The organism is Sphingobium sp. B12D2B, assembly GCF_025961775.1.
GTDB lineage: Bacteria > Pseudomonadota > Alphaproteobacteria > Sphingomonadales > Sphingomonadaceae > Sphingobium.
Genome location: NZ_JAOQOH010000001.1, coordinates 703,081 through 727,861, shown reverse-complemented (window position 1 = coordinate 727,861; position 24,781 = coordinate 703,081). Strand labels below are relative to the sequence as shown.

General features: G+C 64.5%; 16 protein-coding genes and 1 tRNA gene. 6 read left to right on the top strand and 11 right to left on the bottom strand.

Features of this window, described 5'->3' with window-relative positions; all coding sequences use genetic code 11:
- Positions 1-8: 8 nt before the first annotated feature.
- A complete protein-coding gene (locus M2335_RS03500; protein WP_264593800.1) occupies positions 9-7,295 on the bottom strand; it encodes an FG-GAP-like repeat-containing protein in 7,287 nt (2,428 codons plus the stop codon).
- Between the two features lie 490 nt (positions 7,296-7,785).
- Here M2335_RS03500 and M2335_RS03495 point away from each other — a divergent pair, with 490 nt between their 5' ends.
- Both M2335_RS03495 and M2335_RS03490 read left to right on the top strand, forming a co-directional pair.
- Complete coding sequence (locus M2335_RS03495; protein ID WP_264593799.1) at positions 7,786-9,447, top strand: FAD-dependent oxidoreductase; 1,662 nt, start codon at positions 7,786-7,788, stop codon at positions 9,445-9,447.
- Between the two features lie 77 nt (positions 9,448-9,524).
- Entirely contained in the window at positions 9,525-10,010 is a 486-nt protein-coding gene (locus tag M2335_RS03490; RefSeq protein ID WP_181558549.1) for a DUF3237 domain-containing protein, read from the top strand.
- Here M2335_RS03490 and M2335_RS03485 read toward each other — a convergent pair.
- A complete protein-coding gene (locus M2335_RS03485; protein ID WP_264593798.1) occupies positions 10,003-10,545 on the bottom strand; it encodes a MarR family winged helix-turn-helix transcriptional regulator in 543 nt (180 codons plus the stop codon). The genes M2335_RS03490 and M2335_RS03485 overlap by 8 nt on opposite strands.
- Positions 10,546-10,758: 213 nt before the next feature.
- Here M2335_RS03485 and M2335_RS03480 point away from each other — a divergent pair, with 213 nt between their 5' ends.
- From M2335_RS03480 to M2335_RS03465, 4 genes are all read left to right on the top strand, one after another.
- Entirely contained in the window at positions 10,759-12,135 is a 1,377-nt protein-coding gene (locus tag M2335_RS03480; RefSeq protein ID WP_264593797.1) for a spinster family MFS transporter, read from the top strand.
- A 125-nt stretch (positions 12,136-12,260) separates the two neighbouring features.
- Positions 12,261-14,378: a TonB-dependent siderophore receptor gene (locus tag M2335_RS03475; protein WP_264593796.1), complete on the top strand. Its 2,118-nt coding sequence runs from the start codon at positions 12,261-12,263 to the stop codon at positions 14,376-14,378.
- 8 nt (positions 14,379-14,386) lie between these two features.
- Positions 14,387-15,577, top strand: coding sequence for a PepSY-associated TM helix domain-containing protein (locus M2335_RS03470; protein WP_264593795.1), 1,191 nt, complete (start codon positions 14,387-14,389; stop codon positions 15,575-15,577).
- 96 nt (positions 15,578-15,673) lie between these two features.
- Complete coding sequence (locus tag M2335_RS03465; RefSeq protein ID WP_264593794.1) at positions 15,674-16,642, top strand: hypothetical protein; 969 nt, start codon at positions 15,674-15,676, stop codon at positions 16,640-16,642.
- Positions 16,643-16,692: 50 nt separating this feature from the next.
- On the opposite strand, the gene M2335_RS03460 is transcribed toward M2335_RS03465, so the two are convergent.
- The 9 genes from M2335_RS03460 to M2335_RS03420 all read right to left on the bottom strand — a co-directional run bounded on the left by M2335_RS03460 (position 16,693) and on the right by M2335_RS03420 (position 24,400).
- Positions 16,693-16,768: transfer RNA gene (locus M2335_RS03460), tRNA-Phe, on the bottom strand.
- 158 nt (positions 16,769-16,926) lie between these two features.
- Positions 16,927-17,127 (bottom strand): DNA gyrase inhibitor YacG, encoded by a 201-nt coding sequence (locus M2335_RS03455; protein WP_264579861.1) that lies wholly within the window; start codon positions 17,125-17,127, stop codon positions 16,927-16,929.
- Positions 17,117-18,154, bottom strand: a complete 1,038-nt coding sequence (locus tag M2335_RS03450) for a ribonuclease (RefSeq protein ID WP_264595349.1) — start codon at positions 18,152-18,154, stop codon at positions 17,117-17,119. Before M2335_RS03450 ends, M2335_RS03455 begins: the two co-directional genes overlap by 11 nt.
- Complete coding sequence (locus tag M2335_RS03445; protein WP_181558543.1) at positions 18,141-18,713, bottom strand: Maf family protein; 573 nt, start codon at positions 18,711-18,713, stop codon at positions 18,141-18,143. Before M2335_RS03445 ends, M2335_RS03450 begins: the two co-directional genes overlap by 14 nt.
- Before the next feature lie 50 nt (positions 18,714-18,763).
- The gene (gene infA / locus M2335_RS03440; protein WP_181558542.1) at positions 18,764-19,015 is read right to left on the bottom strand and encodes a translation initiation factor IF-1; all 252 of its coding nucleotides are present in this window, start codon (positions 19,013-19,015) and stop codon (positions 18,764-18,766) included.
- A gap of 79 nt (positions 19,016-19,094) precedes the next feature.
- Positions 19,095-20,366 (bottom strand): adenosylmethionine--8-amino-7-oxononanoate transaminase, encoded by a 1,272-nt coding sequence (locus M2335_RS03435; RefSeq protein WP_264593793.1) that lies wholly within the window; start codon positions 20,364-20,366, stop codon positions 19,095-19,097.
- Entirely contained in the window at positions 20,363-21,010 is a 648-nt protein-coding gene (bioD, locus tag M2335_RS03430; RefSeq protein ID WP_181558540.1) for a dethiobiotin synthase, read from the bottom strand. Before bioD ends, M2335_RS03435 begins: the two co-directional genes overlap by 4 nt.
- A complete protein-coding gene (locus M2335_RS03425; RefSeq protein WP_264577268.1) occupies positions 21,007-22,149 on the bottom strand; it encodes an 8-amino-7-oxononanoate synthase in 1,143 nt (380 codons plus the stop codon). Before M2335_RS03425 ends, bioD begins: the two co-directional genes overlap by 4 nt.
- Before the next feature lie 139 nt (positions 22,150-22,288).
- On the bottom strand, positions 22,289-24,400 hold the full coding sequence (locus tag M2335_RS03420) for a sodium-translocating pyrophosphatase (protein ID WP_264593792.1): 2,112 nt from the start codon (positions 24,398-24,400) through the stop codon (positions 22,289-22,291).
- Between the last annotated feature and the right edge of the window lie 381 nt (positions 24,401-24,781).

Sequence of the window (24,781 nt, the reverse complement as noted above, 5' to 3'; positions counted from 1 at the left end):
CAGCGACCTCAGGCTGCCAGAACGGTCGTCGTGACCGCGTTGTCGATCAACAACTGAACCGCAGCACCGTTGTAGTTGTACAGGCTGTAGCTGACACCGCCGTCGGTATAGTCCTGGCCGCTGTCTACCCACAGGCCGGCCCCGACCAGTTGTACCGAGTCTCCGGCATCGCCGTCGATCATCAACTGCTGTTTCCCAGTCGCGCCGGTGATGGATTGGAACGCGTTGAACGCGCTTTCGTCCGTATCATGCAGGTTGAGCACATCGGTCAGGTTCAGCTTCAGGGTATTGTTGCTCGCACCGGTGATGTCGATCTTCTCGATGCCCTTGATCACACCGTCCTTCAGGGTGGTGAGGTTGAGGGTGATGATGTCCGTTCCCTCCAGCGCCAGCGTGTCGATGCCCTGACCGCCCCGGATGCTGGAACCGGACTGGCCGAGTTTCACCACATTGTCGGCATTGAGTACGATCCGGTCATTGCCACTACCGCCATAGATCGTATCGATGCCGCCCTTGCCGAAGAGCACGTCGTTGCCCTGACCGCCGATCAGCGAGTCATTGATTGAGGTGCCGGTGAGCGTATCGGCACCGCTGGTGCCCATCTGGCTGACCTTGGTGGTTGAGAAGACACCCGAGGTCGAGCCGTAGACCACGAAGGCAGCACCATTGTCGGTCAGGCCATTCACATCCGCATTGCTGCTGCCGATGATCAGGTCGGCCAGGCCGTCGCCGTTGAGGTCGCTGCCGGCCACCGCGCCAAAGGTCAACGTACCGGCCTGATTGCCTTCGATGACAAAGCCCTGTGTGTTGCCAGCCACGCTGAGCGCGGAAAGATCGACCCCGCTACCGTCGGTCTTGCCGAAGACGACATAGACCTTGCCGGCATCGGTCCCCAGGCTGGTATCCGCCTGCCAAGACCCGATTGCGAGGTCGGCCAGACCATCGCCATTCATGTCGCCGATCACCGAAACTCTATTGTGCAAATCGTTCGCGCTGGACCCATTGATGATGAACCCTTGCGTGTTCGTGGCGAGTGAGAGCGCGCTCAGATTAATGCCCGCACCGCCGGTCTTGCCGTAAACGATATAGGTCTTGCCGGCGTCGCCACCGGCGGACGCATCCGCGAGACGGGCCGTCATCACGAGATCCATCTGACCGTCGCCATTGATATCGCCACTGCCGGCGATCGACCATGCTGTATGATCATTGGCAACCGAGCCGCTGATTGCGAAGCCGAGGGTGCTGGTGCCCCCCGCGGTCAGCGCGGTTAGGGCGATGGGCGTTCCGCTGGTACCTGCCCGCCCGAACACTACATAAGCCGCGCCCGCGTCCGTCGTGCCATTCGCGTCGATGTATGGCGAACCGATCAGGAAGTCGGCCAGACCGTCCCCGTTCACGTCGCCAAGTGCGGTCGTACTCCAGCCGAGTTGGTCGTTGGCGCTGGAGCCATCGATCATGAAGCCGAGCGTGTTCGTCGCCACCGTCAGCGCCGACAGGTTGATACTGCTGTTGTTGGCGCGGCCATAGACAACGTAGACCCGACCCTGAGCGCTAGCGCCGGTCGAGATCGCCCCCACCAGCAGATCTGCATAGCCATCGCCATTGATGTCGCCAGCGGCGGACACGGAGAAGCCGGCTTGTTCATTCGCCGTACCGCCCAGCAATTGGAAGCCTGCCGATACGGCAGTGGACAGGCTCGACAATGCGACCGTCGCGCCACTGGTCTTGCCATAGACGACATAGGCGGCCCCGGCATTCGTACCGACATTGTCGACACCCGTGGCGCCGACGATGAGATCGCCCAGCCCGTCACCGTTCACGTCGCCTGCAATCACCGCATTGGCAAGATAATCGCTTGCCGACGAGGCCAGAATGGCGAAGCCTGCCGTTCCGGTTGCCACCGTGTAGATGCTGTCGATCACGCTGCCGTAGATGTTGTTGGGTCCGCCAAAGACGACATAGGATTTCGAGGCGGTCTGGTTGGCGCCCCCCACCGACACGAGGAAGTCGGCATAGTCGTCCCCGTTCACATCGCCCGCCGCACTCACCGATGCCGCGAAGGACTCGGTGCCGCTGGAACCGGCGATCATATAGCCCAGCGAATTGCTGGCCTGCATGATCGCGCTCGCCTGGATGACGGGCGTCACGGTGAAGCTGTTGGCACTGGGCGAGGAGAGATTGCCCAAAGCGTCAACCGCATAGGCCTTGTACGTGCCGCTGGCCAAGCCAAGCAGGCTGAGGTTGGTGTCGGTTCCGGCCGCCGTGATGGCGACCGAGTTCCAGTATTTGCTGTCCTTGCCGGTGATGTCCGCCAGCGTGGTGACCGTGGGAATGGCCGTGGTGTTTACCAGATAGAGCGTGCCCACTTCGGTCGAGCGGACGACGGCCAAGTCCGTGCCGCTTCCGCTGACGCTTGTGTCCGCAAAGCTCGGCGCCGGAGCAGCATTGTCCTGCACCGTCACGGTGACCTGATTGTCCACCAGCAACTGCACCGCAGCCCCGGCATAATTGTAGACGCTGTAGCTGCGGGTGCCGTCCTGCACGTCCACACCGCTGTCGAGCCAGCTACCGACGAGCTGAAGGGCATCGCCGCTGTTACCATCGACCATCATCTGCTGCTTGCCGACCTTGCCGGTGAGCGCCTCGAACTCGTTGAACGCGCTCTCCTCCGGATCGTGCAGGTTGAGCACGTCCGTCAGGTTCAGCTTGAGCGTATTGTTGCCCGAGCCGGTGAGGTCGATCTTCTCGATGCCCTTGACGAAGGCATCCTTCAGCGTGGTGAGATCGAGCGTGATGCCCGCTCCGTCCAGTGCCAGCGTATCGGTACCGAGGCCGCCCTGGATGCTCGCGCCGGATTGGCCGAGCTTGGCAACGTTGTCCGCGTTGACGATGATCCGGTCATTGCCCGCACCGCCATAAAGCACGTCCGCGCCGCCATTGCCGCGTAACACGTCGTTGCCCACGGCACCGACAAGCGAGTCGTTGCCGGACGTGCCGATCAGCGTGTCGGCTCCGCTGGTTCCCATCTGGCTGACCTTGGCCGCGTTGGAAAATACGCCCGAGGTCGAGCCATAGATGACGAAGACGCCGCCGCCCTCGGCATTCCAGTAGTCGTAATAGTTCGCGCCAATCATCAGATCGACCAAGCCGTCGCCATTGAGATCGCCCGCCGACACGGACTTGCCAAAAAACGCACTCACCTGCCCCGTGCCATTGATCGCAAAACCTTGCGTATTGCCGGCAACCGAGAGGGCGGAAAGGTCCACGGCGCTGCTGTCCGTCTTACCGAAGACGACATAGGCCTTGCCTGCATCTGTGCCGCCGTTCGAATCGGAAACGCTTGAGCCGACTAGCAGATCGGCCAGCCCGTCGCCGTTCATGTCCCCGATCACCGAGATGCTGGTAGCATTATCGTCAGTGCTGGACCCATTAATGACGAAGCCAAGCGTGTTGCCGGCTACGGACAGGGCACTGGCGCCAACGCCAGCCCCGTCCGACTTGCCGAAGACTACGTAGAACTTGCCTACATTCGATGCAGACGTATCCGCATAGGCGGCGGCAAAGGCCAGATCGGACAGGCCGTCACCATTGATGTCGCCCGAGCCGGCTATGGAGAAACCCAAATAATCACCCGCACTCGACCCGCTGATCATGAAACCACGCGTATTGGTCGCAGCTGTCAGGGCCGAGACATTCAGGCTAGCGCCGCTGATACCAGTCTGGCCGAACACGACATAGGCCGCACCAGAGTTGCTCCCAGGGGTATCGGCTACGTTAGCCGAGACGATGAAGTCGCTCAGCCCATCGCCATTGACGTCCCCGGCATCGCTGACCGAGAAGCCCAATTGATCGCTGGTGCTCGACCCTTCGACCATGAAGCCGAGCGTATTGCTGGCCGCCGTGAGCGCCGAGAGGTCGATGGTGGTGTTATTTGACCGACCGTAAACGACATATGTTCTCCCGGCCTCATTGGCAGACCCGACATCCTGATAATAGGCACCGACAAGAAAATCAGCGTAGCCATCACCGTTAATATCGCCTGCGACAGAGACGGACCAACCGGCGCGACCATCCGTATTGCTGCCTATCAGAGCGAAGCCGTTCGATTTTGTCGCGCCGACCGCACCGGGCAGCTGCGCGAGATCGACGAAGGTTCCGCCGGTCTTGCCATAAACGATATAGGCACCCCCGGCCAGGTCATTGGTATTGTCGCGGCCATAGGCGCCGACCAGAAGATCGTTCAGGCCGTCGCCATTGACGTCGCCGGCATTGGACACGGTATGGCCTGCATATTCAGCATATTGAGAGGCACTGATGTAGAAGCCCAGCGTGTTGTTGCTGGCTATGAGCGAACTGACATTATACGGGCCACTCAGATTGGTCGGGCCGCCGAAGACGACATAGGCACGGGCCCAGTTGCCCGTTGCCGTAGAGCCCACGATGAAGTCGCCATAGCCATCGCCGTTCACATCGCCGGCGTAATCGATTGAGTTACCGACGAACTCGTTGGTCGACGAACCGAAGAAGCCAAAACCTATCGAATTCGACGCTTGAAAGACGGCGCCGGCCTCAACCACGGCATTCACCGTGTAGGTATTCGCGCTAACCGCAGAGATGTTCCCGGCATTATCGACCGAATAGGCCTTATAACTTCCGCTAGCCAAGCCAAGCATTTGCATGGTCGTGTTACTGTTTGCGGTGGTTATGTTGACGGAGTTCCAATATTTCCCGTCGATGCCAGTAATGTCCTCTAGTTTCGTCACCGTCGGGATCATCGCCGTATTGACGATATAGACCGTACCGAGTTCCGAGGACTGCACCGTGGCGCTGTTGGTGTTTGCACCACTACCGGTGCTTAGAACGACAGTCGGATTGACGGTATCGAGTACGAAGGTGGTGCTGGCGCTTGTCGCCGAGATGTTGCCCACGGCGTCGGTCGCTGTCGCCGTGACGGTGACAGTGCCGTTGCCCAGCGTGGTGAGCTGGGACGCATCGAGCGTCACCGCCTGTGCCGAGCCGGTGCCGATCACCGTCCGCACCACAGGGCCAAGTGTGCCGGCGAACGTCACAGTGACCACCGAACCGGCCTCGGCCGTCACGGTAACGGCACCTGCGGCATTCAACGCCTCGGCGCTCGAAGCACCGCCCGTGAAATAAGACGGCAGGGTGATAACCGGCGCGGTCGGCGCGACGGTATCCAGCAGGAAGGTCAGTGGATCGGCGGTGGTGACATTGCCTGCGGCGTCCGTCACCTGCGCCGAGACGAGCACATTGCCATTGCCCAGTGTCACGAGATCGGCCGCCGTCAACACGATCGGCTTGGCGGTTCCATCTGCGGCAACCGTCTTGGTGACCGGGCCGCTGTTACCGATGAAAACCACCTGGATCGTGCCGCCATTTTCAGCAGCCACTGTAACCACGCCGCCCGCGGCTACCGCCTCCGCAGAGGAAGCGCCATCGGCGACTCCCGCTCCGAGCGCGATGACCGGCGCTGCCGGCGCCACCCGGTCGAGCGTGAACTGACGGGTCGGTGAGGCGGCAGAAATATTACCCGCGGGGTCCCGCGCCAACGCCGAGAAGGTGATGGCACCGTCCGCAAAGCTGGCCACGTCGGTCGCCGTGAGGACGACATCCTGTGCCGCGCCCGTGCCGACCAGCGTCTTGGTGATCTCGATCGAGCCCTGGATGAAGGTCACGGTAACGGTCGCGCCCTGTTCGGCGGTCACCGTTGCCACCGTGCCGGTCGCTAGTGCCGTGTTCTTCGATGCCGTGCCAGAGAGCAGCAGCGTGGGGCTGGTCGGGGCCACGGTGTCGATGGTGAATGTGCTGGTGGCGGCTGCCGACTGGTTGCCGACCGCGTCCGTCACGAAGCTGGCGACCGACACCGCACCGTTGCCCAGCTTCACCACATCGTTCGCGGTCAGCGACACCGTCTGGGTGAGGCCATTGCCGGTGAACGTCTTGGTGACGCTGTTGGCCCCGGCGGTGAAGACGACCGTGACCAGCGCATTGGCCTCCGCCGTCACCTTGACCACACCCGTGCTCGCTAGCGCCTCAAGGGCGGTAGCGCCACCGGCGATGCCGTCCGAGAGGGTCATGGTCGGCGTCGCCGGTGGCGTCCGGTCGAGCACGAAGCTGCTGGCCGTTTCGGCCGACTCGTTGCCCGCCGGATCCTTCGCCTGCGCGGTGACGGCAATCGTGCCATCACCCAGCGCCTGCAGATCAGCCGTGGTCAGCACGACAGCCTGAGGCGAGCCAGTCGCCGTCAGCGTCTTCACGATACTGTTCGAGCCGTTCGAGAACACCACCGAGATGCTGGAACCGATTTCGCCGGTGATGCTGATCACACCGCTTGCCGCGGTGGCCTCCGCCGCCGAAGCGATGTCGGCGACGCCCGTGCCGAGCGTGATCGTGGGTGCACCCGGCGCTGCACGGTCCAGCGTGAACTGGACCCCCGAGGCAATAGACGAAGCGTTGCCCGCCGGGTCAGTCGCCACGGCCGTGATGGCCACGGTGCCATCGCCCAGGGCGACCACTTCGGCCGCCGAGAGCGCGACGCTTTGTGCGGTCCCAGTTCCTGTGAGGGTCTTCACGACCGTGTTGCTGCCACGCGCGAAGGTGACCTTCACCACGGCGCCGGCTTCCGCCGTCACCGTCACCACGCCCGAAGGGGCCGCAGCGCCGGTGGACGACTTGGTGGCATCACCCAGCAAGGCAAGCGTCGGCGATGTCGGAGCGACCATATCCAGCGTGAAGCTGGCGGTCATCGGCGTCGAGGCGTTGCCCACCGCATCCTTGGTCACGGCGGAAACCGAAATCGTGCCGTTACCGAGCAACGTGAGATCCGATGCCGAGAGCGTCACCGGGTTCGGACCGCTGGCGGCCACGATCGACTTTTCGACGCTCGCACTGCCGTTGGTGAACGTCACCGTGACCGTCGTGCCAGCTTCCGCTGTCACGAGCACGGCGCCGGTCGCCGCTCTGGCTTCCGCCAGCGTGGCCCCGTCGCTCATGCCCGTACCGAGCACAAGGGTAGGCGAAACCGGCGCGATGCTGTCCAGCGTGAAGCTGCTGGTGCTTGCGGGCGATGTGTTCCCGGCGGCGTCCTTGGCGCTCGCACTGATGGCAATCGTGCCATCTCCCAGCGTCGCAAGATCAGCGGCGCTCAGCACCACGGCCTGCGCCGATCCCGTGCCGGTCAGCGCCTTGGTGACGCTCTTGCTGCCATTGGTGAAGGTCACCGTGATGGCGGCGCCGGCTTCCGACTGCACAGTGATGAAGCAGGTCGGATACACGAGACTCCTAACAAATCAGGAATTTCCAGTAAAATTAAATAGAATTAATTATAGTTTAAATATTGCGTACTAACCATTATTGTTGACTATTTTAAACGTTTCCTTCTTCAATCATCAATCTCCTTCCTTTCCAAGATTCCCTTACGTCCGTAGCCATTTTTTTGGACGCCCTGCTTACGCAAGAGGGCAATTAACGCCAAGCTCTTCTCGGTCGTCATCCGCCGGACAAAGCCGCGTCCGCCTGCCGAACTGGAACCGAGTCCCCTTGCCGCTGTCACGAAGATGACGATGCTAGAGAGGCGAATCCCTTAAACCGCTTTCGCCGGACGGCTCTTTCCCCAAGCTCAATGGCCCTGCGGGCGTCAGGTTCCCGTCTCCACTTGCCCTTTGCGGCCAACCCCGCTTCAACGCTCTGGAGAGACGAACAAAAAGAAATTGATCCCGCTTTCGCATCTGCTATCGGTTTCGTTGATTACTCAACGAGGGACGGATGACTGACACCGAAGTTCTGATTATCGGCGCTGGGCCCGTGGGGCTGCTGCTCGCGCTGGACCTGGCGTCGCGGGGGATCCAGGTCGTCGTGGCCGAGACGCGCCCAGCCGGCCAGCCACCCAGCGTGAAATGCAACCACGTGTCCTCGCGCACGATGGAGACGCTGCGCCGCCTCGGCCTGTCGCGGGAGGTGCGCGCGGTCGGCCTGCCGCACGATTACCCCAATGACATCGTGTTCCGCACGCGGATGACCGGCACCGAACTCGCGCGCATCCCCATCCCGTCGCGGCGCAACCGCTATCAGGACAGGAGCGGGCCGGATGGCTGGTGGCCCACCCCCGAACCGCCGCACCGGGTCAACCAGATCTATTTCCAGCCGATCTTTTTTGCCCATGCCGCGCAGCACCCGAACATCACGCTGCTCAACGAGACGCGGTTCGACAGCGTGCAAGACGAGGGTGAGAGCGTGTACGCGCAACTGACCGACCTGCCCGCCGGTACGCCCCGAGAAATCCGCTGCCGCTACATGGTCGGCTGCGACGGGGGCAGTTCAGCGGTGCGCAAGCAGATCGGCGGAAAGCTTGAGGGCGATGCCGTTGTCCAGCGCGTGCAATCCACCCTGATCGACGCGCCCGAACTTCTCGATGCGCTGGGCAGTGGCCCGGCGTGGATGAACTATAATTACAATCCCGATCGCGCCGGGACCGTGCTCGCCATTGATGGCGAGCGGCGGTGGCTCGTCCACAATTATCTGCGGCCCGATGAGGAGACGTTCGAGGAGTGGGACCGGGACCGGTGCATTCGGCACATCCTGGGCGTCGGGCCGGACTTCCCTTTCACGCAACTCTCCAATGAGGACTGGATCGGCCGGCGACTGGTCGCCAACCGCTTCCGCCAAGGCCGCGTCTTCATCGCCGGCGATGCCGCGCATTTGTGGGTGCCTTATGCCGGCTATGGCATGAACGCCGGCATCGCCGATGCCATGGACCTCTCCTGGATGCTCGCCGCCACCTTGCAGGGCTGGGCGCCCGAGAACATTCTCGACGCCTATGTCGCAGAACGCAAACCCATCACCGAACAGGTTTCCCGCTTTGCGATGGGTCATGCCAGCGGCGCCATCAAGGAGCGTAATACCTTGCCGCCGGAGATCGAGGACGGCACGCCCGAAGGCGAGGCGGCGCGGCGGGCCGTGGGCGCCGCTGCCTATGCGCTCAATGTCCAGCAATATGCCTGCGCCGGGTTGAACTACGGCTATTTCTACGATGCTTCGCCGATCATCGCTTATGATGGCGAAGCCGCGCCCGCCTACACCATGCACGATTATACGCCATCAACCGCGCCGGGGTGCCGCGTGCCGCATTTCTTCCTCGCGGACGGGCGCTCGCTCTATGACCTCTGCGGGCCGGGCTACACGCTGATCTGCATTGAAGACGAGGGTGAGGCCGCGCCGGACGTCGAGCCGCTGGTTGCAGCGGCGCGGGCTTGCGGGATGCCGCTCACGGTCCTCGCCGTGGATCGCGCGCTCGATAATGTGCCGGAGGTCTACCGCCACCGCCTGCTGCTGGCCCGGCCGGACGGCCATGTCGCTTGGCGCGGCGATGCTATCGACGATGCAGCCTCGCTCGTGGATTTGCTGCGCGGCGCACGAGTGGCAGCGTGAAGCGCGACCTTAAGGGGTCGCACTGTCGCCCGCCTGCTCTATAAGTTGATCTATCAACACAAGCCGCAAGGACATCCATGACTGACGATCCCCTCGCCCTTCGCTACGATCATGTCTTCGATATCCGCATCAATTTCGACAAGCGCTGGGCGACTGGCGCCATCCATGCGGGCGGCCCCAATCACGGCTACACGTCCGTAGGGGAAGGCAGCACCGTCGAGGGGCCGCGGCTCAATGGCAAGCTGGTCGATTATAGCGGCGCAGACTGGCCGGTGGTCCGCACCGACAAGGTGGTGGAGCTCAATGCCCATTATATGATCGAGGCGGATGACGGCGCGCTGATCTATATTCGCAACCTTGGCTATGTGCACGGTCCGCTGGATTTGCCGGATGGCACCAAGACATCGTCCTACTTCCGCTGCACGCCCTATTTCCGCGCGCCGGACGGGCCGCATGGCTGGCTCAACCGCACCGTGATCGTCGGCGTTGGGCAGCGTCGCCCGAAACTGACGCCCGACGACGCGCCGGACCATTCGCTGTTCCGCTATTACGCGATCATTTAACCGCGTCGGTCGACACCGGTTGCGAAAGCACGACCAGCTGCTCGCCGATCTTGGCGAGCAGCTGGTTGAGCGTCTCACACTCCTTGTCGGAGAGTTTCGCGGTCAGCAGTTCGTGGAAGGCTTTCCGTTCGGCCAGCGCCGCGCGGTATCGCTCCAGCCCCACGGCAGTCATCTTGAGAATGGGCGCCCGCCGGTCATGGGGGTTCTCCATGCGCAGCGTATAGCCCTTCTCTTCAAGGGTGCTGACGGCGCGGCTGACTTCAGCCCGGTCGACCCAGGCCATCTCGGCCACCTGCCGCACCGTTCCCCCCTGGTGCATCGTGGCGAGCCGCGCCATCACCCGCCATTCCGCATAGGTGATGTCCTCAATCTCGGCGAGATTGCGAATGGTCAGGCGATCCATGATCTTGGCGATCAGCGTCATCCGGAACGTCGGATAGTTGAGCTCATCAAGGTTCCAGCCGGGGAGTTGGACCTCGTCCGCCGGGCCTGCTTTACGACCGCTCACCTTCGACTGCACTTTCTCATCGCTCATCTTTCAAATCGCTGCCCCCTTGCTCGGCCCACGCCCCAGCGGTCAAGCTGCGGGCTACGCGCCCCAAGCCACGTCGCGAAACTCTTCCACTGCAACAATTGCATCCCAAAAGCAATTCATTGAGTCATCAACAGTCTTGCGTCGCCGACTGGCCGGTCTATACCGTCTGCGCGCCGTCAAGCGCCCTTCGTCCCCCCCTATTGCGCAGGCCCCATGACCAACGACGCCTCGACCACCCCATCGCAGCGACATTATGGCCCCGGCTATCGCGCCATGCTGCTGGCGCTGATCATGCTGGTCGCCGCCTTCGCCTATGTCGACCGGGTGATCGTGCAGACGCTGGGCCAGCCGATCAAGGAGGATCTTGGCCTCACCGATTTCCAGCTCGGGCTGCTGGGCGGGCTCGGCTTTGCCATTCTCTATTCGACGCTGGGCTTGCCGATCGCGCGCCTTGCGGAACGACGCGACCGGATCACGATCATTTCCGTCTCGGTGGGGCTGTTCTCGCTGATGAGCGCGCTGTGCGGGCTATCCGCGAATTTCTGGCAGCTCTTCCTGTGCCGGATCGGCGTCGGCATCGGCGAGGCAGGCGTGCAGGCACCCAGCACGTCGCTCATCGGCGATCATTTCCCGCCGCATCAGCGCGGCTTTGCGATCACCATGATGCGGCTCGGTTCTCCGCTCGGCTCGTTCATCGGCGCGCTGGCGGCGGTGTGGATCGCCAAGGACCATGGCTGGCGGACCGCGATGATCGCGGTATGCGGCCCCGGCCTCATCGTCGCCCTCCTCTTCCGCCTGCTGCTGCGCGATCCGCCCAGAGGTTTAAGCGATGGCCTGAACAACGGCGCCCGGCCGACCAGCAAAGCCGCGACGCCGCCCCCGCCGATGGGAGAGGTCATGAGCATGATGGCGCGCAAGGCGGTGTTCCGCAATCTGCTCATCGGACTCGCCCTCTCCAGCATGGCGCTCTACGCCGGCGGCGCTTTCACGGCGCCGTTCTTCATGCGCGTCCATGATCTCTCGATTACGCAGGCCGGCGTCTATGTGGCGATCATCTCGTCCACGGCGGCCACGGCCGGCATGGTGCTGGGCGGCGTCGGGATCGACTTCATCGCCCGGCGCGGACAGCATTGGTATGCGCTGCTGCCCTTTTGCGGCATCGCCACCAGCGTGCCGCTCTATCTGGTCGGTTATTCGCTGGGCAGCCCGCTGCCGGCGCTCGTCTGCCTGACCGTGGCCGGGGTCTTCCTGTTCTTCTATTCGGTGCCGACCTTGGTCGCCCTGCAGAACCTCGTCGCGCCCAACGCGCGGACGACGGCGGCCTTCATCTACTTCTTCATCGCCACGCTGGTCGGCGTTGGCCTCGGCCCGCCGATCATCGGCCTGGCGAGCGACATCTTCGCAGGTCTTGCAATGCCCGGCTTCAAGAGCGTCTGCACGGATGCCCGCCTCACCGGCGCCTGCGCCACCGCCTCGGCCTGGGGTGTGCGCCACGCCCTGCTGGCCAGCATCGCGCTCTATGCGCTGGCTGCCTTCCATTATTGGCGCGCGGCCTGCGCGCTCAAGCGGGACGCCAGCCTATCGGCCTGATCGGACGTAGCCCTAAATCCTGAACCGAGCGCAACCCTCCTTTTCTTGCGGCAAGGGATTGCATCGCCCGAACAATCGACATAGTTGCGACTTACTCGCATTATCGATTCATTCAGGGGGCTTTCTTGTCTTTTCTCCGATCCGTTCTGCTCGCGTCCGTGGCGCTGTCCGCTGCCCCCGCTATGGCCCAGATGGAAGGCGCCCCGGCGGAGGCTGGCGCGGATGGGGAAGACACGATCATCGTGACGGGCCGCGTCCAGCGCCTGTACCGCGCGGATGAGACGACAGTCGGCAAGGCCGCCGAAGACCCCATGAATATCCCGCAGGCCGTGCAGGTCATCAAGTCCGAGCTGTTTGCCGATCAGGGCGCGCGCGATGCGACCGACATCTATCGCAACATCTCCGGCGTGAGCGCCTTCAGCTATGCCGGCGTCACCTTCCGGGGCTTCCGTCAGGACCAGTCCTTCTACGATGGGCAGCGCGGCAACCCGTTCATCGGCTTTTCCGTGCCGCAATTGTTCAACATCGAGCGGGTGGAAGTGCTCAAGGGGCCATCCGGCCTGTTCTTCGGCCCGGGCTCCCCGGGCGGCATCATCAACTATGTCTCCAAGACACCATCCGACAAGCGCGGGCTGCGTATGGTCGTGACCGGCGGCAATTACGACCGCGTCGGCATCTCCGCCGAGGCGACAGGGCCGATCGACGCCGAAGGCATCGTCACCTATCGCGCGGGTGGCTTCTATGAGTCCATGGACCCTTACCGGCTCAACACTCAGAACAAGTCGCGCGTCGCCGACGCCGGCATCGCCATCAAGACCAATGAAGGCGGCAAGCTAACGCTGCAGGCGACCATCTATGACAATGAGCTGCGCGCCAATCGCCTACGCGGTGTCCTTGTCGATAATGCCGGCAATTTCCTCACCGACATTCGCTGGAATGCCAATGAGCCAACCGACTTCCTGCACCTGACGAGCGAAGCCTATCAGGCGCGCTATCAAACCGCGATCGGCGAGCGGGTCACCTTCGATGCCGGCGTGCGTTACTTCACCGCGCGCGAGGTCCAGCAATATCATGAGCCGCGTGGGCTGGACCCCAACAATTCCGATCTTGTCCGCCGCGAGTTTCGCGACCAGATCCGCCCGGTCGACGGCCTGTCCTTCATGACCAACGCCACCGCGCGCGTGGATCTGTTTGGCGTGGAGCACAAGTTCCAGGCTGGAGCGGACTGGTATGACGAGACGAATATTCTCGATTCGCGCATCCTGCGTACCGGGGTCAGCTCGCTTAGCCTCTCGAACCCGGTCTACGGTGCAGGCAAGGGGGACGCCGCCCGGGCCGCACTGCTTGATTTCGACACAAGCGACACGCGCTCGAAACGGCGCGGCGCCTATCTGCAGGACCAGATCAGCTTAACCGACGCATTCCTGCTGGTTGGCGGGATGCGCTACGACTGGTTTGAGGACAAGACGACGACGAGCACGGGTAGCGCAACCCAATCCCCAAAATCCTACAAGGGTAGCGATGTCACCTTCCGTGCCGGCCTGATCTTCAAACCCCGGCCTGACATTTCCACTTATGTGAGCTGGTCTGAAAGTTTCGAGCCGCAGAGTACTGCCAGTCAAAATCCAGATGTCGGCGGTCCTTTCGCACCGGTGACTGGCAATCAAATCGAAGGCGGCATCAAGACTCAGTTGTTGGACGGCAAGCTGCAGGCCAACATGGCAATCTATCGCATCGTGAAACGCAATATTTTGCAGCCGGATCCTAAAGATCTCAACATGTTGACACCGGTTGGCGAAGTCACCAGCAAGGGGTTCGAGATCGACCTCGCGACGGACATCACGCCTAACTGGGTGTTGCTGGTCAATTATGGCTATAACGATGCCCGGATCACTGACACGGCCCCTAACCAGACCATCACCAACGCGTTTGGCTCGCGCTTCGCTAATGCCCCACGCCACAAGGTGGGCTTCTGGACGCGGTATCAGCTGCCCGTCATCGACACCGCCTTCGCTTTCGGTGGCGAGCATGTCTCGCGCCGCATCAGCCTATCCGGGCAGACGGTGAAGCCCTACACGATCTTCGATGCCTCGATCACCAAGGGGCTGGGCTTTGCCGAGGTGTTGCTGCGGGTGGATAACATCTTCGACACGGTCTACGCCGCCTCGGGCTTCAGCGCGCAGAGCGGGCACTTTCCCGGCGAGCCGCGCACCTTCCTCGCCGAGCTGCGGTTCAAGTTCTAAGCGCGTCCATGACAGTCGCCCGGAAGCCCAAACCCCGTTCGATCTGGTGGCGCGTCCATAGCTGGGCTGGGCTGAAGCTCTCGATTTTCCTGACCTTCATTCTCGCCACCGGCACGCTGGCGGTGTTTGCGCATGAGATCGACTGGCTGGTGACCCCGGCCATGCGCGTCACCCAGCAGGATGGGCCCGTGGCAAGCTGGGGCGCGATTGCGCAGGCGGCCGCCCGCGCGGAGCCGGAGGGGCGGCTGCAGATGGTCCACGCCCCACTCGATCCCTGGTTCGCCGCGGAGGCGTGGGTGGACATGGGCAAGGGTTCGCCCCGCCGCGTCTATGTCGATCCCTGGGAAGCGCAGGTAACCGGCACCCATGGCTGGGCCAATGTCCACCGCTTCCTACGGCAGGTGCATCGCCACCTCATGCTGCCGACCAAGATCGGCATTCCCATCGTCAGCGCGCTCTCGCTGCTGCTACTGGCATCGCTCGTCACGGGTATCGTGACGTACAAGAAATGGTGGCGCGGCTTCTTCCGCGCGCCAAGACGCGGGGACTCACGACGCTTCCATGGCGACCTGCACCGCCTTGCCGGCCTGTGGTGCCTGTGGTTCGTCGCGCTCATCACGTTGACCGGGCTCTGGTATCTGGTCGAAACGCTCGGCGGTCGGGCGCCGGTGCCGGAACTGCCCGAGATCGCCGCCGCCACTGCGCCGCCGCCGACCGGCGCCGCGCTGGATCGACTGGTAGCGGTCGCCCATGCGGCCAAGCCGACACTCTCGATCAGGGAAATCCGCTTCACGCCGGACAATGGCGTCATCTTCCTCGGGCAGGATCAGGCCTGGCTGGTGCGGGACCGCGCCAATGGCGTCGCCGTCGATCCCGCGACCGGCCGCGTGACCGCCCTGCTGGATGGGCGCGACCTCGACGTGCATCAGCGCATCTCGGAAATGGCCGACCCGCTCCATTTTGGCGACTTCGGCGGCCTGCCGACCAAGCTCGTCTGGTTCCTGTTCGGCGTGCTGATGACCGGCCTCGCGGTCACCGGGACAATCATCTACGCCCGCCGGCTGCAGAAGGCCGACGGCATGGAGGGCGGCGCCCTGCGCGCGGCCTGGGCCGGCATGGGCGTCTGGGCCTATATCGCCACCGCGCTCATCCTGCTGGCGCTGGTGCTGACGCCCGGAGCAATCGGCGGCGCAAGCTGAAGACGACCTGCATTGCCTAACAATTTTATGTAGCCAATGCCCGCCCCGCGCGGCACTGTGCGCCCTATGAAGATCGTGAGAACAAGGGCGTTGCGAGTGAAGGCTGTTCGGAAAATCATCCTCTCCGGCATGATGGCTTTAGCGGGCGTCGCTGGCCTCAGCGCCTGCGCGACCAGTGGTCTGCCAAAGGCAGTGTCGAACGAGACGCCCCTCGGCTCCGGCCCTTTTCCGGTGACCCCGTCCACCGATGCGCGCCTGCCCGATCACACGATCTATGATCCCCTGCGCGGGCGTACGCCGCCAAAGCAGAAGCTCCCCATCGTCGTGTGGGGCGTTGGCGGCTGTCTGGACAAGGGCACGTGGTTCCGCTGGTTCCTCAGCGAGGTCGCCTCCCACGGCTATCTCGTGGTGTCGAACGGCAAGATCGGCGCGCTGGAGGATCAAAGCTGGCGACCCGAGCCTGCGCCCAACCAGGGCCCGCCCGATCCGGCAACGGCGCCGCCCGCCCCGACATCGGCCCGGCAGTTGATTGCCGCCATCGACTGGGCCATCGCCGAGAACAGCCGCGCCGGCAGCCCCTACCAGGGCCGCATCGACACGGCGAACATTGCGGTGATGGGCATGTCCTGCGGCGGCGTGCAGGCGATCGAGGCGGGCGCCGACAGGCGCGTAACCACCACCGTCGTGTGGAATATGGGCCTGTTCCCTGACGAGTCCGGCCTCAATGCCACCGCCGGCGGCAAGGCGCTGGTCAAGGCCGACCTGGCGAAGCTGCACGGTGCGGTCGCCTATATTAGCGGCGATGAGATGGATGTCGCCTTCCCCAACGCCAATGACGACTTCGCCCATCTGCCGAACATTCCGGCCCTGCGCGCCTATCGCAAGCAGACCCCGCATGAGGGCACCTATTGGGAGAAGAATGGCGGCGAGTTCGGCAAGGTGGCTGTCGGCTGGCTGGACTGGCGCCTCAAGGGCGATCCACAGGCGCGCGCCATGTTCGTCGGCACCGATTGCGGCCTGTGCCGCAACCCGCGCTGGGTCGTGCGGCAGAAGAACTTGCAATAGCGCAGGCGCCCGCCTGAGACGGGCAGCAGACTTTCAGATTCTGAGGAAAGTGGTGCCCGGGGACGGAGTCGAACCGCCGACACTGCGATTTTCAGTCGCATGCTCTACCAACTGAGCTACCCGGGCACGGGGATCGCCTTTGGTGCAAGACCCGGCGAAAGAGCGTGCGCTATAAGCATGGTCGCGGGGGCATGTCCAGCCCCGTTTCGCCCTTTTCCGTTCAAGAAAGTGACGGGAGCCGAAGATGCGCATTCCGCCCGCATTTGGCGGGCGTTGCGCGCCGGTCAGCCCCGCGAAGCGTCCTCATTGGCCGGCCCGGCACTGCCGCCTTCGCCATCCTCGTCATCATCGGCACGGACGGGGACGCGATAGCCCTCATCCATCCAGCCGATCAGATCGCGGTCGCGGCAGCCGCGCGAGCAGAAGGGGCGAAATTCCTGCACGCTCGGCTGGCGGCACAAGGGGCAGACATTCTTAATGGGCATGATGCGCCCCCAGCGGCAAGGCGTCGTCGATGCGCAGGTCCAGCGACCCGCCGCGCCGGCGCTCCAGCAGCTTGATCCAGTCCGGATGAGTGCGGATATCCTTGGCCACCGCAGCCGGCACCGTCAGCACGACCGGCCCGCCTCCGCCGCCAGCAGTCTCCTGCCGCTCGGCCGCGCGCAGCGCCGCCAGGCTCGCGGCGCGGACCGGATCGGCGCGCAGCAGTTCCATGAGCGAGGGCCGTTCGCGCTTGCGGATGATCTGCACGAAGCCAAAACCGTTGACCGCCGTGCGCTCGAAGGGCTGGGGCAGATATTTGTCGATCTGCGCCGCCGCGATCAGGCGCTCGTCCTTGTTATTCATCGTCGGCAGATCGATGCCGATGGAGCCGGCTATGCCCATGCGCGCAATGGCCTGCGCCGCGAGCTTGGCGCCCTTGGGGCCGAGCTGGGCGGGCGGCGCGGCGCCGTCGACATCGATGAGTGTCATCGCCGGCGTCGGGAAGATGCGCAACGCGGCATCCTCGGCGCCGACCTCACCGCTCATCGCCTCGGCCAGCAATTCGCTCCAGCCGGCCGCTTCCATCCGGTCGGCCTCATGCGCGGGGCATGGCACGATGGGCACGCCGCTCGCCTGCAGGCGCTGGAGCAGGCTCGGCCCGGGACCGGCCTGTACGCCGGGCTGCGCGATGCGCCCCTTGGCCAGCTTCTCGCGCGCCTCGTCCAGCCCCGGCTCGGCTATGGCCTCGCGCAGGATCTCGATGCGCACCGGCGCGCCCTCTGCGACCTTGGGCGGGATCGGCTCGATCAGGACCATCTCGCCGTTATCCAGCCGCGCGATGCCGCGCTTGCGGGCAATGAGCGTGCGCACCAGCCGCCCGGAATGAATGCCGCCAGCGCGGGCGCGCTTGTCTTCCCGCTCGATCTGCGCCTCGACGATCCGCCCGCCCCTCACCAGCGCGGCGCGGGCCTCGCCAATGCCCTCTTCATAGAGCCAGTGGAGCGTCGTGGGTGTATCAGTCACAAGAATAGCCTGCTGAAAGGAGGAGCGTGCGCGTTTCGTAGAGCGGCAGGCCGATCACGCCGGACGGGCTGCCGGAGAGGGCGCGAATCAGTCCCGCCGCGCGTCCCTGAATGGCGTAGCCACCCGCCTTGCCGTCCCACTCGCCGCTGGCGAGATAGGCGTCGATCTCCTGCGGATGCAAGCGCTTGAAGGTGACGGTGCTGGTCGAGAGCTTGTGGCGTGCCTTGCCCTCGGCGTCGATCAGCGTGACCGCACTCAGCACGCGGTGTCGCCGGCCGGAAAGGAGCGTCAGGCAGGCGCGGGCCGTGGCTTCATCCTCCGCCTTGGGCAGAATGCGCCGCCCGCAGGCCACCACCGTATCGCCGCTCAGCACCAGCGCGCCGGGATGACGCGCCGCCACCGCCGCGCCCTTCTGCGCGGCCATGCGCGCGGCATAGGGCGCGGGCAGTTCGGTCTTGCCCGGCGTTTCATCGATGTCGGCAGGGTCCACGCCATCGGGCGTCACGCCGATCTGGGCGAGAAGGTCCAGTCGGCGCGGCGAGGCGGATGCGAGAATGAGGCGCATGGAATCGCCTGTCCGGCTATCGCGGGGCGGAGACGCCACCGCGCTGCCGATCAGGGCTGGCCGGGGCCAGGGCCGCCGCGGCCGGGCATGTAGCGATAGGTGATCCGGCCCTTGGTCAGGTCATAGGGCGTCAGCTCGACCAGCACTTCGTCACCGACGAGCACGCGGATGCGGTTCTTGCGCATCTTGCCTGCGGTGTGACCGAGGATTTCGTGATCATTTTCCAGACGGACGCGGAACATGGCGTTGGGCAGCAGCTCAACCACCTGCCCGCGCATCTCGAGGAGTTCTTCTTTGGCCATAATCTTCCAGTTTTTCGCGAATGGCGCCCCATAGCCGCAAAAGGGCGGATTGGGAAGCGATTGAGCCGTCCGGTGAATTTCAGCGCGCTTGCCAGTTCGGGCGGGTATCCACCGCGTCCGCAATGACGGAGAAAGCCTGCGCAATCTCGGCCGGCGTCGTGCAATAAGGCGGCATGAGATAGATGGTGTTGCCGAGCGGCCGTAGCAAGAGCCCCCGCGCCAGCGCATGCGCCCGCAAGCGGGGCGCGACGTCCGACAGATAGCCGCCATCGGGCACCACCATGTCGATTGCCGCAATGGCACCGATCCGCCGGGGGTTGTGCAGGCGGCCATGGCCGGCGAGCGTTGCCAGCCCTTCATCGAGGGCCGAACCCAGCGCGACGATGCGCCCCGCCACATCCTCGTCCCGCCAGATCGCCAGATTGGCATTGGCTGCCGCACAACAGATGGGGTTGGCGGTGAAACTCGATGAGTGGAAGAACATCGCCGCGCGGTCCGTGCTGCGGTGCGACTCGAAAATTGCTGCGCTGGCCAACGTCGCCGCTAGGGGGACTGCGCCCCCGGTGAGCCCCTTCGCCAGGCAGAGGATATCCGGCGCCACGCCGGCCTGTTCGCAGGCAAAGAGCGTGCCGGTGCGGCCCCAGCCGGTCATCACTTCATCGACGATGAAGAGCACATCATGCTGCGCACAAATTTCGGCAAAGGCGCGGAGAGTTTCGGGCGGATAGAACAGCATCCCGCCGGCCCCGAGCACCAGCGGCTCGACAATGAACGCAGCGGGCTTCTCGCCCGTCCGGCACAGCCGCTCCAGCGCATCGAGGCTGGCCTGTGCCTGCCCTCGCGCGGGGAAGGGCACCGTCTCCACGTCGAACAGCAGCGGTGCATAAGCGCGATTGAACACGCCGCGCTCGCCCACCGACATCGTGCCAATGGTATCGCCATGATAGCTATGCTCGAGCACCAGCAGGCGGTGCCGCGCCTCGCCGCGATTGTGCCAATGGCCGAGCGCCATTTTGAGCGCCACCTCGACCGCGGTCGACCCACTGTCCGAGAAGAATACATGGTCGAGGCCAGCCGGCGTGAGCGACACCAGCGACCGGGCCAGCGCCTCCGCCTGCGGGTGGGTATATCCAGCGAAGATCATCTGATCGAGCGTGCCCGCCTGCGCCGCGATGGCCGCCGCGATGCGCGGTTCGCAATGGCCGTGGGTGATGACCCACCAGCTTGAGATGCCGTCGAGCAGCCGATGGCCGTCATCGCAGGTCAGCCACGCGCCGCAGGCCGAGACGATCTGCGGGATCGGCTCGCCAAGCCCATGCTGGGTAAAGGGATGCCAGACCGGGGAGGTCATGACGGCCCACCCAGGGCCATCCGCACGGCAGCCAGATCGATATGCGCGTGCATGGCCTGCCGCAGATGCGCCGCATCGAGCGGGTCCAGCATCGGCAGACGGCCGAAGCTGCGCACGCCCGTCAGCGCCGGCACGATCGCCTCATTATCAGGATGTACCTCCCCGACGAAGATCAGCCCGGCAATGGCGATGGACCGCGCTTTCAGCGCCTCGATGCTCAGCAGGCTGTGGTTGATCGTGCCGAGCCCCGTCCTCGCGACGAGCAACACCGGCGCGCCCCAGCCCGCGAACAGGTCGATCATCAGCATCGACGGATCGCGGCGGACGGGCACCATCAGGCCCCCGGCCCCCTCGACGATCAGGGGACGCGCAGGTGGGAGGGTTAGACGGGACGGGTCCAGCACAAGCCCCTCCCGCTCGGCGGCCAGATGCGGCGAGGCCGGGAGCGCGAGCCGATACGCCTCCGGGAGGCACTGGCCCGGCGCAACGCCGAGCGTCACCGCATCCGAACTGTCCGTGCCATCGGCCGTGCCGGCCTGGATCGGCTTCCAGTAGGAAGCGCCCAGAGCCGCAGCGAGACCGGCCGCAACCACCGTTTTGCCGATGCCGGTATCTGTGCCCGAGACGATGAGGGCGCCGCTCATGCCGGCACCTGTCCGAGCGCTTGCTGCAACGCTTCCCCCAGTTCTGCGATGATCTGCTCATCGACATTCAGCGTGAGCGACACGCGCAGGCGCGCGGTGCCGCGCGGCACCGTGGGCGGGCGAATACCGCGCACATCGAACCCGGCCTGCTGCAGCAAGGCCGCAACCTGCATCGTCCGCGCATCGTCCCCCAGCACGATCGGCAGGACCTGGCTGGCAGGCGCGGGAAGCCCCAGCGGCGCGCATAAATGCTGCGCAGCATGGTCGATCAGATCGCTCAGGCGCGCGCGCAGATCGTCGCCCTCCAGACCGCGCGCCAGCGCGGCCTGCACCGCAACCGCCATCAGCGGCGATGGCGCCGTCGAGAAGACGAAGCTGCGCCCGCGATTGACCAGCAGATCGATGATCGGCCGGGCGGCCGTCACCAGCGCCCCCTCCGCGCCCAGCCCCTTGCCGCAGGTGTGGAGCGCAATGACATTTTCCGCCGGCTCAAGATGCGCGCCCAGGCCCCGCCCGCCCGGCCCGTGAACGGCGGTGGCGTGCGCCTCGTCCAGCACCAGCATCGCATCATGCCGCGCAGCGACGGCAGCAAGGTCATCGACCGGCGCCCTGTCACCGTCCATGGAATAGAGCGTTTCGGCGACGATCCACACCCGCCCAGTGCCCCCCTCGCGCCGCCAGCCGGCAATGGAGTCGGCAAAGGCGTCGGCATCGTTATGCTGCGCGAGCACGGAGCGGGCCTTGCCGAGCTTCATCCCGTCATGGGCACTGGCATGAATGAGCGAATCCGCGACGACAAGATCGCCTGGCCCCGGCAGGCCGGCAAGAATGGCGATGTTCGCGGCAAAGCCATTGGCCAGAAACAAAGCCGCCTCGCTGCCGAATATCTGCGCGGCCTGCGCCTCCAGCGCCTCATGCTCCGGCGCATTGCCGCGCAGCAGCCGCGACCCGCCCGACCCGACCGGCACACCCCGCGCCAGCGCATCGGCCACCGCAGCCGCAATCGCCGGGTCGCTAGCAAGGCCGAGATAGTCGTTAGATGCAAAATCATGGCCCGCGCGCGGCATAAGGCGCCGCCGGCGCGCGCGACGCTCCAAAGCGTCAAGCTGGGACTGGAAGGAGGCAAGCGCAGAAGACATGGCGGGCGCTATAGCGTCGGCGCCTCCGGCTCGCCAGCATCGCGGAGAGGGCCCATCGGCCAAGACGTGAAAAGCCCGCCCGGACAAGATCCGGACGGGCTTTCCTCCTCTCCCGTTTCCGGGATGTGCGCCGGGATCTTTACATCGCCCCGTGCGCCAGTGCGGCGAGCAGAAGCAGCGCCACGATATTGGTGATTTTGATCATCGGGTTGACCGCCGGGCCGGCCGTATCCTTGTAGGGATCGCCGACCGTGTCGCCCGTCACGGCAGCCTTGTGGGCCTCGGAGCCCTTGCCGCCATGATGGCCATCCTCGATATATTTCTTGGCATTGTCCCAGGCGCCGCCGCCACTCGTCATCGAGATCGCGACAAACAGCCCAGAAACGATCACGCCAAGCAACAGCGCGCCCAGCGCCGCGAAGCCCTGCGCCTGCCCGGCCACGGCGGTGATGATGAAGTAGACCGCAATGGGCGTCAGCACCGGCAGCAGCGAGGGAATGATCATTTCCTTGATCGCCGCCTTGGTCACGATGTCCACGGTTCGGGCATAATTGGGCCGGGACGTGCCGGCCATGATGCCCGAATCGCTGCGGAACTGCTCACGCACGTCCTCGACCACCGCGCCCGCTGCCCGGCCCACGGCAGTCATGCCGAATGCGCCGAACAGATAGGGCAGCAGCGCCCCCAGCAGCAGACCCACGATGACGTAGGGATTGCTCAGGGAGAAATCGACCGCGATGCCCGGGAAGTAGATTTCCAGATCCGCCGTGTACGCCCCGAACAGCACCAGTGCCGCCAGCGCCGCCGAGCCGATGGCATAGCCCTTGGTCACCGCCTTGGTGGTGTTGCCCACGGCATCGAGCGCATCGGTGCGGTGGCGCACATCATCGGGCAGGCCCGCCATTTCCGCGATGCCGCCGGCATTGTCGGTCACCGGGCCATAAGCATCGAGCGCGACGACCATGCCGGCCAATGCGAGCAGCGAGGTAGCCGCGAAGGCCACGCCGATGATCCCGGCGATCTGGTAGGTCGCGATCACCGCGATGGTGATGACCAACGTCGGCAGCGCCGTCGATTCAAGGCTGATCGCCAGACCCTGGATCACATTGGTGCCATGGCCCGTGACGCTTGCCTTGGCGATGGACTTGACCGGTCGATAATTGGTGCCGGTGTAATATTCGGTGATCCACACCAGCAGGCCGGTGACGATCAGGCCGATCAGCATGCACCAGAACAGCGCCATGCCGGTATAGCCGCCGGTGCCATCCAGCCCCGCGCCGATCGCGACATCCATGTCGCCCAGCACGCGGTTGGTGACATAATAGATGCCGAGCACCGAGAGGCCCGCCGTCACCCAGAAGCCCTTGTAGAGCGCGCCCATGATGTTCTGCGACTTGCCCAGCCGCACGAAATAGGTGCCGATGATCGAGGTGATGATGCAGATGCCGCCGACCACCAGCGGCAGTGACATCAGCGCCATGAGTTGCGCGGAGGGCGCATCGACCAGCAGCGCGATGGAAACCATGGTGAGGCCGAGCGTCACCACATAGGTCTCGAACAGGTCGGCCGCCATGCCGGCGCAGTCGCCGACATTGTCGCCGACATTGTCCGCAATGACCGCCGGATTGCGCGGATCGTCCTCTGGGATGCCGGCCTCGACCTTGCCGACGAGATCGGCGCCAACATCGGCGGCCTTGGTGAAGATGCCGCCCCCCAGCCGCGCGAAGATGGAGATGAGCGAGGCGCCAAAAGCCAGCGCCGTCAGCGCGGCGATGATCGAGCGATCATTGGGCGCGAGGCCGCCCGGCCCGGTCAGATACCAGAACGTCCCGGCGATGGAGAGCAGGCCGAGGCCCGCCACGAGCATGCCGGTGACCGCGCCGGACCGGAAGGCCAGCGTCAGCCCGCCCTGCAGGGATTCGCTCGCGGCCTGCGCGGTGCGGACATTGGCCCGCACGGAAATGTTCATGCCGACATAACCGGCGACGCCCGAGAGCACCGCACCGATCAGGAATGAGACGGTGGAGAGCAGACCGAGCGTGAAGAAGAGAATGATGGCGACGATGACGCCGACGATAGCGATGGTGGTATATTGTCGCCCGAGATAGGCTTTGGCGCCTTCCTGAATGGCACCCGCAATTTCCTGCATCCTGGCACTACCGGCCGGCGCGCTCAGCACCTGGCGACTGGTCACCAGACCATAGATCACGGCAAGCAGGCCGCAACCAATGGCGATCAAGACCGAGGTCATATCGCGTTCTCCCCTGTGACGGTGCCCGGGCGTTGACCGCCCATGTTCGGCTTTGGAGCGGAAGGTAAAGCGCTCTCCCGTGCCGTCAAGCGGTTAAAAGGAGGGGCGGGATCGGGGCTACGCGTCCGTTCGCATCGAGCGAAGTCGAGATGCCGCAAGCGCCGCCCTGCTGTGTGTCGACTTCAGCTTACAGCTGAAGTTTATCCTGAGCGCCCGCCCTACGGGCAGTCGAAGGCCTCGACACGAACGGGGCCAGGAATAAGGCCGTAACAGCTCACGAACAGGTCGCCGGCCTTGCGATCCGCCCAACGGCCGCACTCCCCTAATCCGTTCGTCCTGAGTAGCCATTGGGCCTGTCGAAATGGCGTATCGAAGGACTGC

Excerpts from the sequence above, each read along its gene's own strand:
- infA (WP_181558542.1), bottom strand. The coding sequence starts at position 19,015 with ATGGCCAAAGAAGAACTCCTCGAGATGCGCGGGCAGGTGGTTGAGCTG.
- M2335_RS03480 (WP_264593797.1), top strand. The coding sequence starts at position 10,759 with ATGACCAACGACGCCTCGACCACCCCATCGCAGCGACATTATGGCCCC.
- M2335_RS03470 (WP_264593795.1), top strand. The coding sequence starts at position 14,387 with ATGACAGTCGCCCGGAAGCCCAAACCCCGTTCGATCTGGTGGCGCGTC.
- M2335_RS03490 (WP_181558549.1), top strand. The coding sequence starts at position 9,525 with ATGACTGACGATCCCCTCGCCCTTCGCTACGATCATGTCTTCGATATC.
- M2335_RS03455 (WP_264579861.1), bottom strand. The coding sequence starts at position 17,127 with ATGCCCATTAAGAATGTCTGCCCCTTGTGCCGCCAGCCGAGCGTGCAG.
- M2335_RS03425 (WP_264577268.1), bottom strand. The coding sequence starts at position 22,149 with ATGTCTTCTGCGCTTGCCTCCTTCCAGTCCCAGCTTGACGCTTTGGAG.
- M2335_RS03435 (WP_264593793.1), bottom strand. The coding sequence starts at position 20,366 with ATGACCTCCCCGGTCTGGCATCCCTTTACCCAGCATGGGCTTGGCGAG.
- M2335_RS03495 (WP_264593799.1), top strand. The coding sequence starts at position 7,786 with ATGACTGACACCGAAGTTCTGATTATCGGCGCTGGGCCCGTGGGGCTG.
- bioD (WP_181558540.1), bottom strand. The coding sequence starts at position 21,010 with ATGAGCGGCGCCCTCATCGTCTCGGGCACAGATACCGGCATCGGCAAA.
- M2335_RS03485 (WP_264593798.1), bottom strand. The coding sequence starts at position 10,545 with ATGAGCGATGAGAAAGTGCAGTCGAAGGTGAGCGGTCGTAAAGCAGGC.
- M2335_RS03420 (WP_264593792.1), bottom strand. The coding sequence starts at position 24,400 with ATGACCTCGGTCTTGATCGCCATTGGTTGCGGCCTGCTTGCCGTGATC.
- M2335_RS03445 (WP_181558543.1), bottom strand. The coding sequence starts at position 18,713 with ATGCGCCTCATTCTCGCATCCGCCTCGCCGCGCCGACTGGACCTTCTC.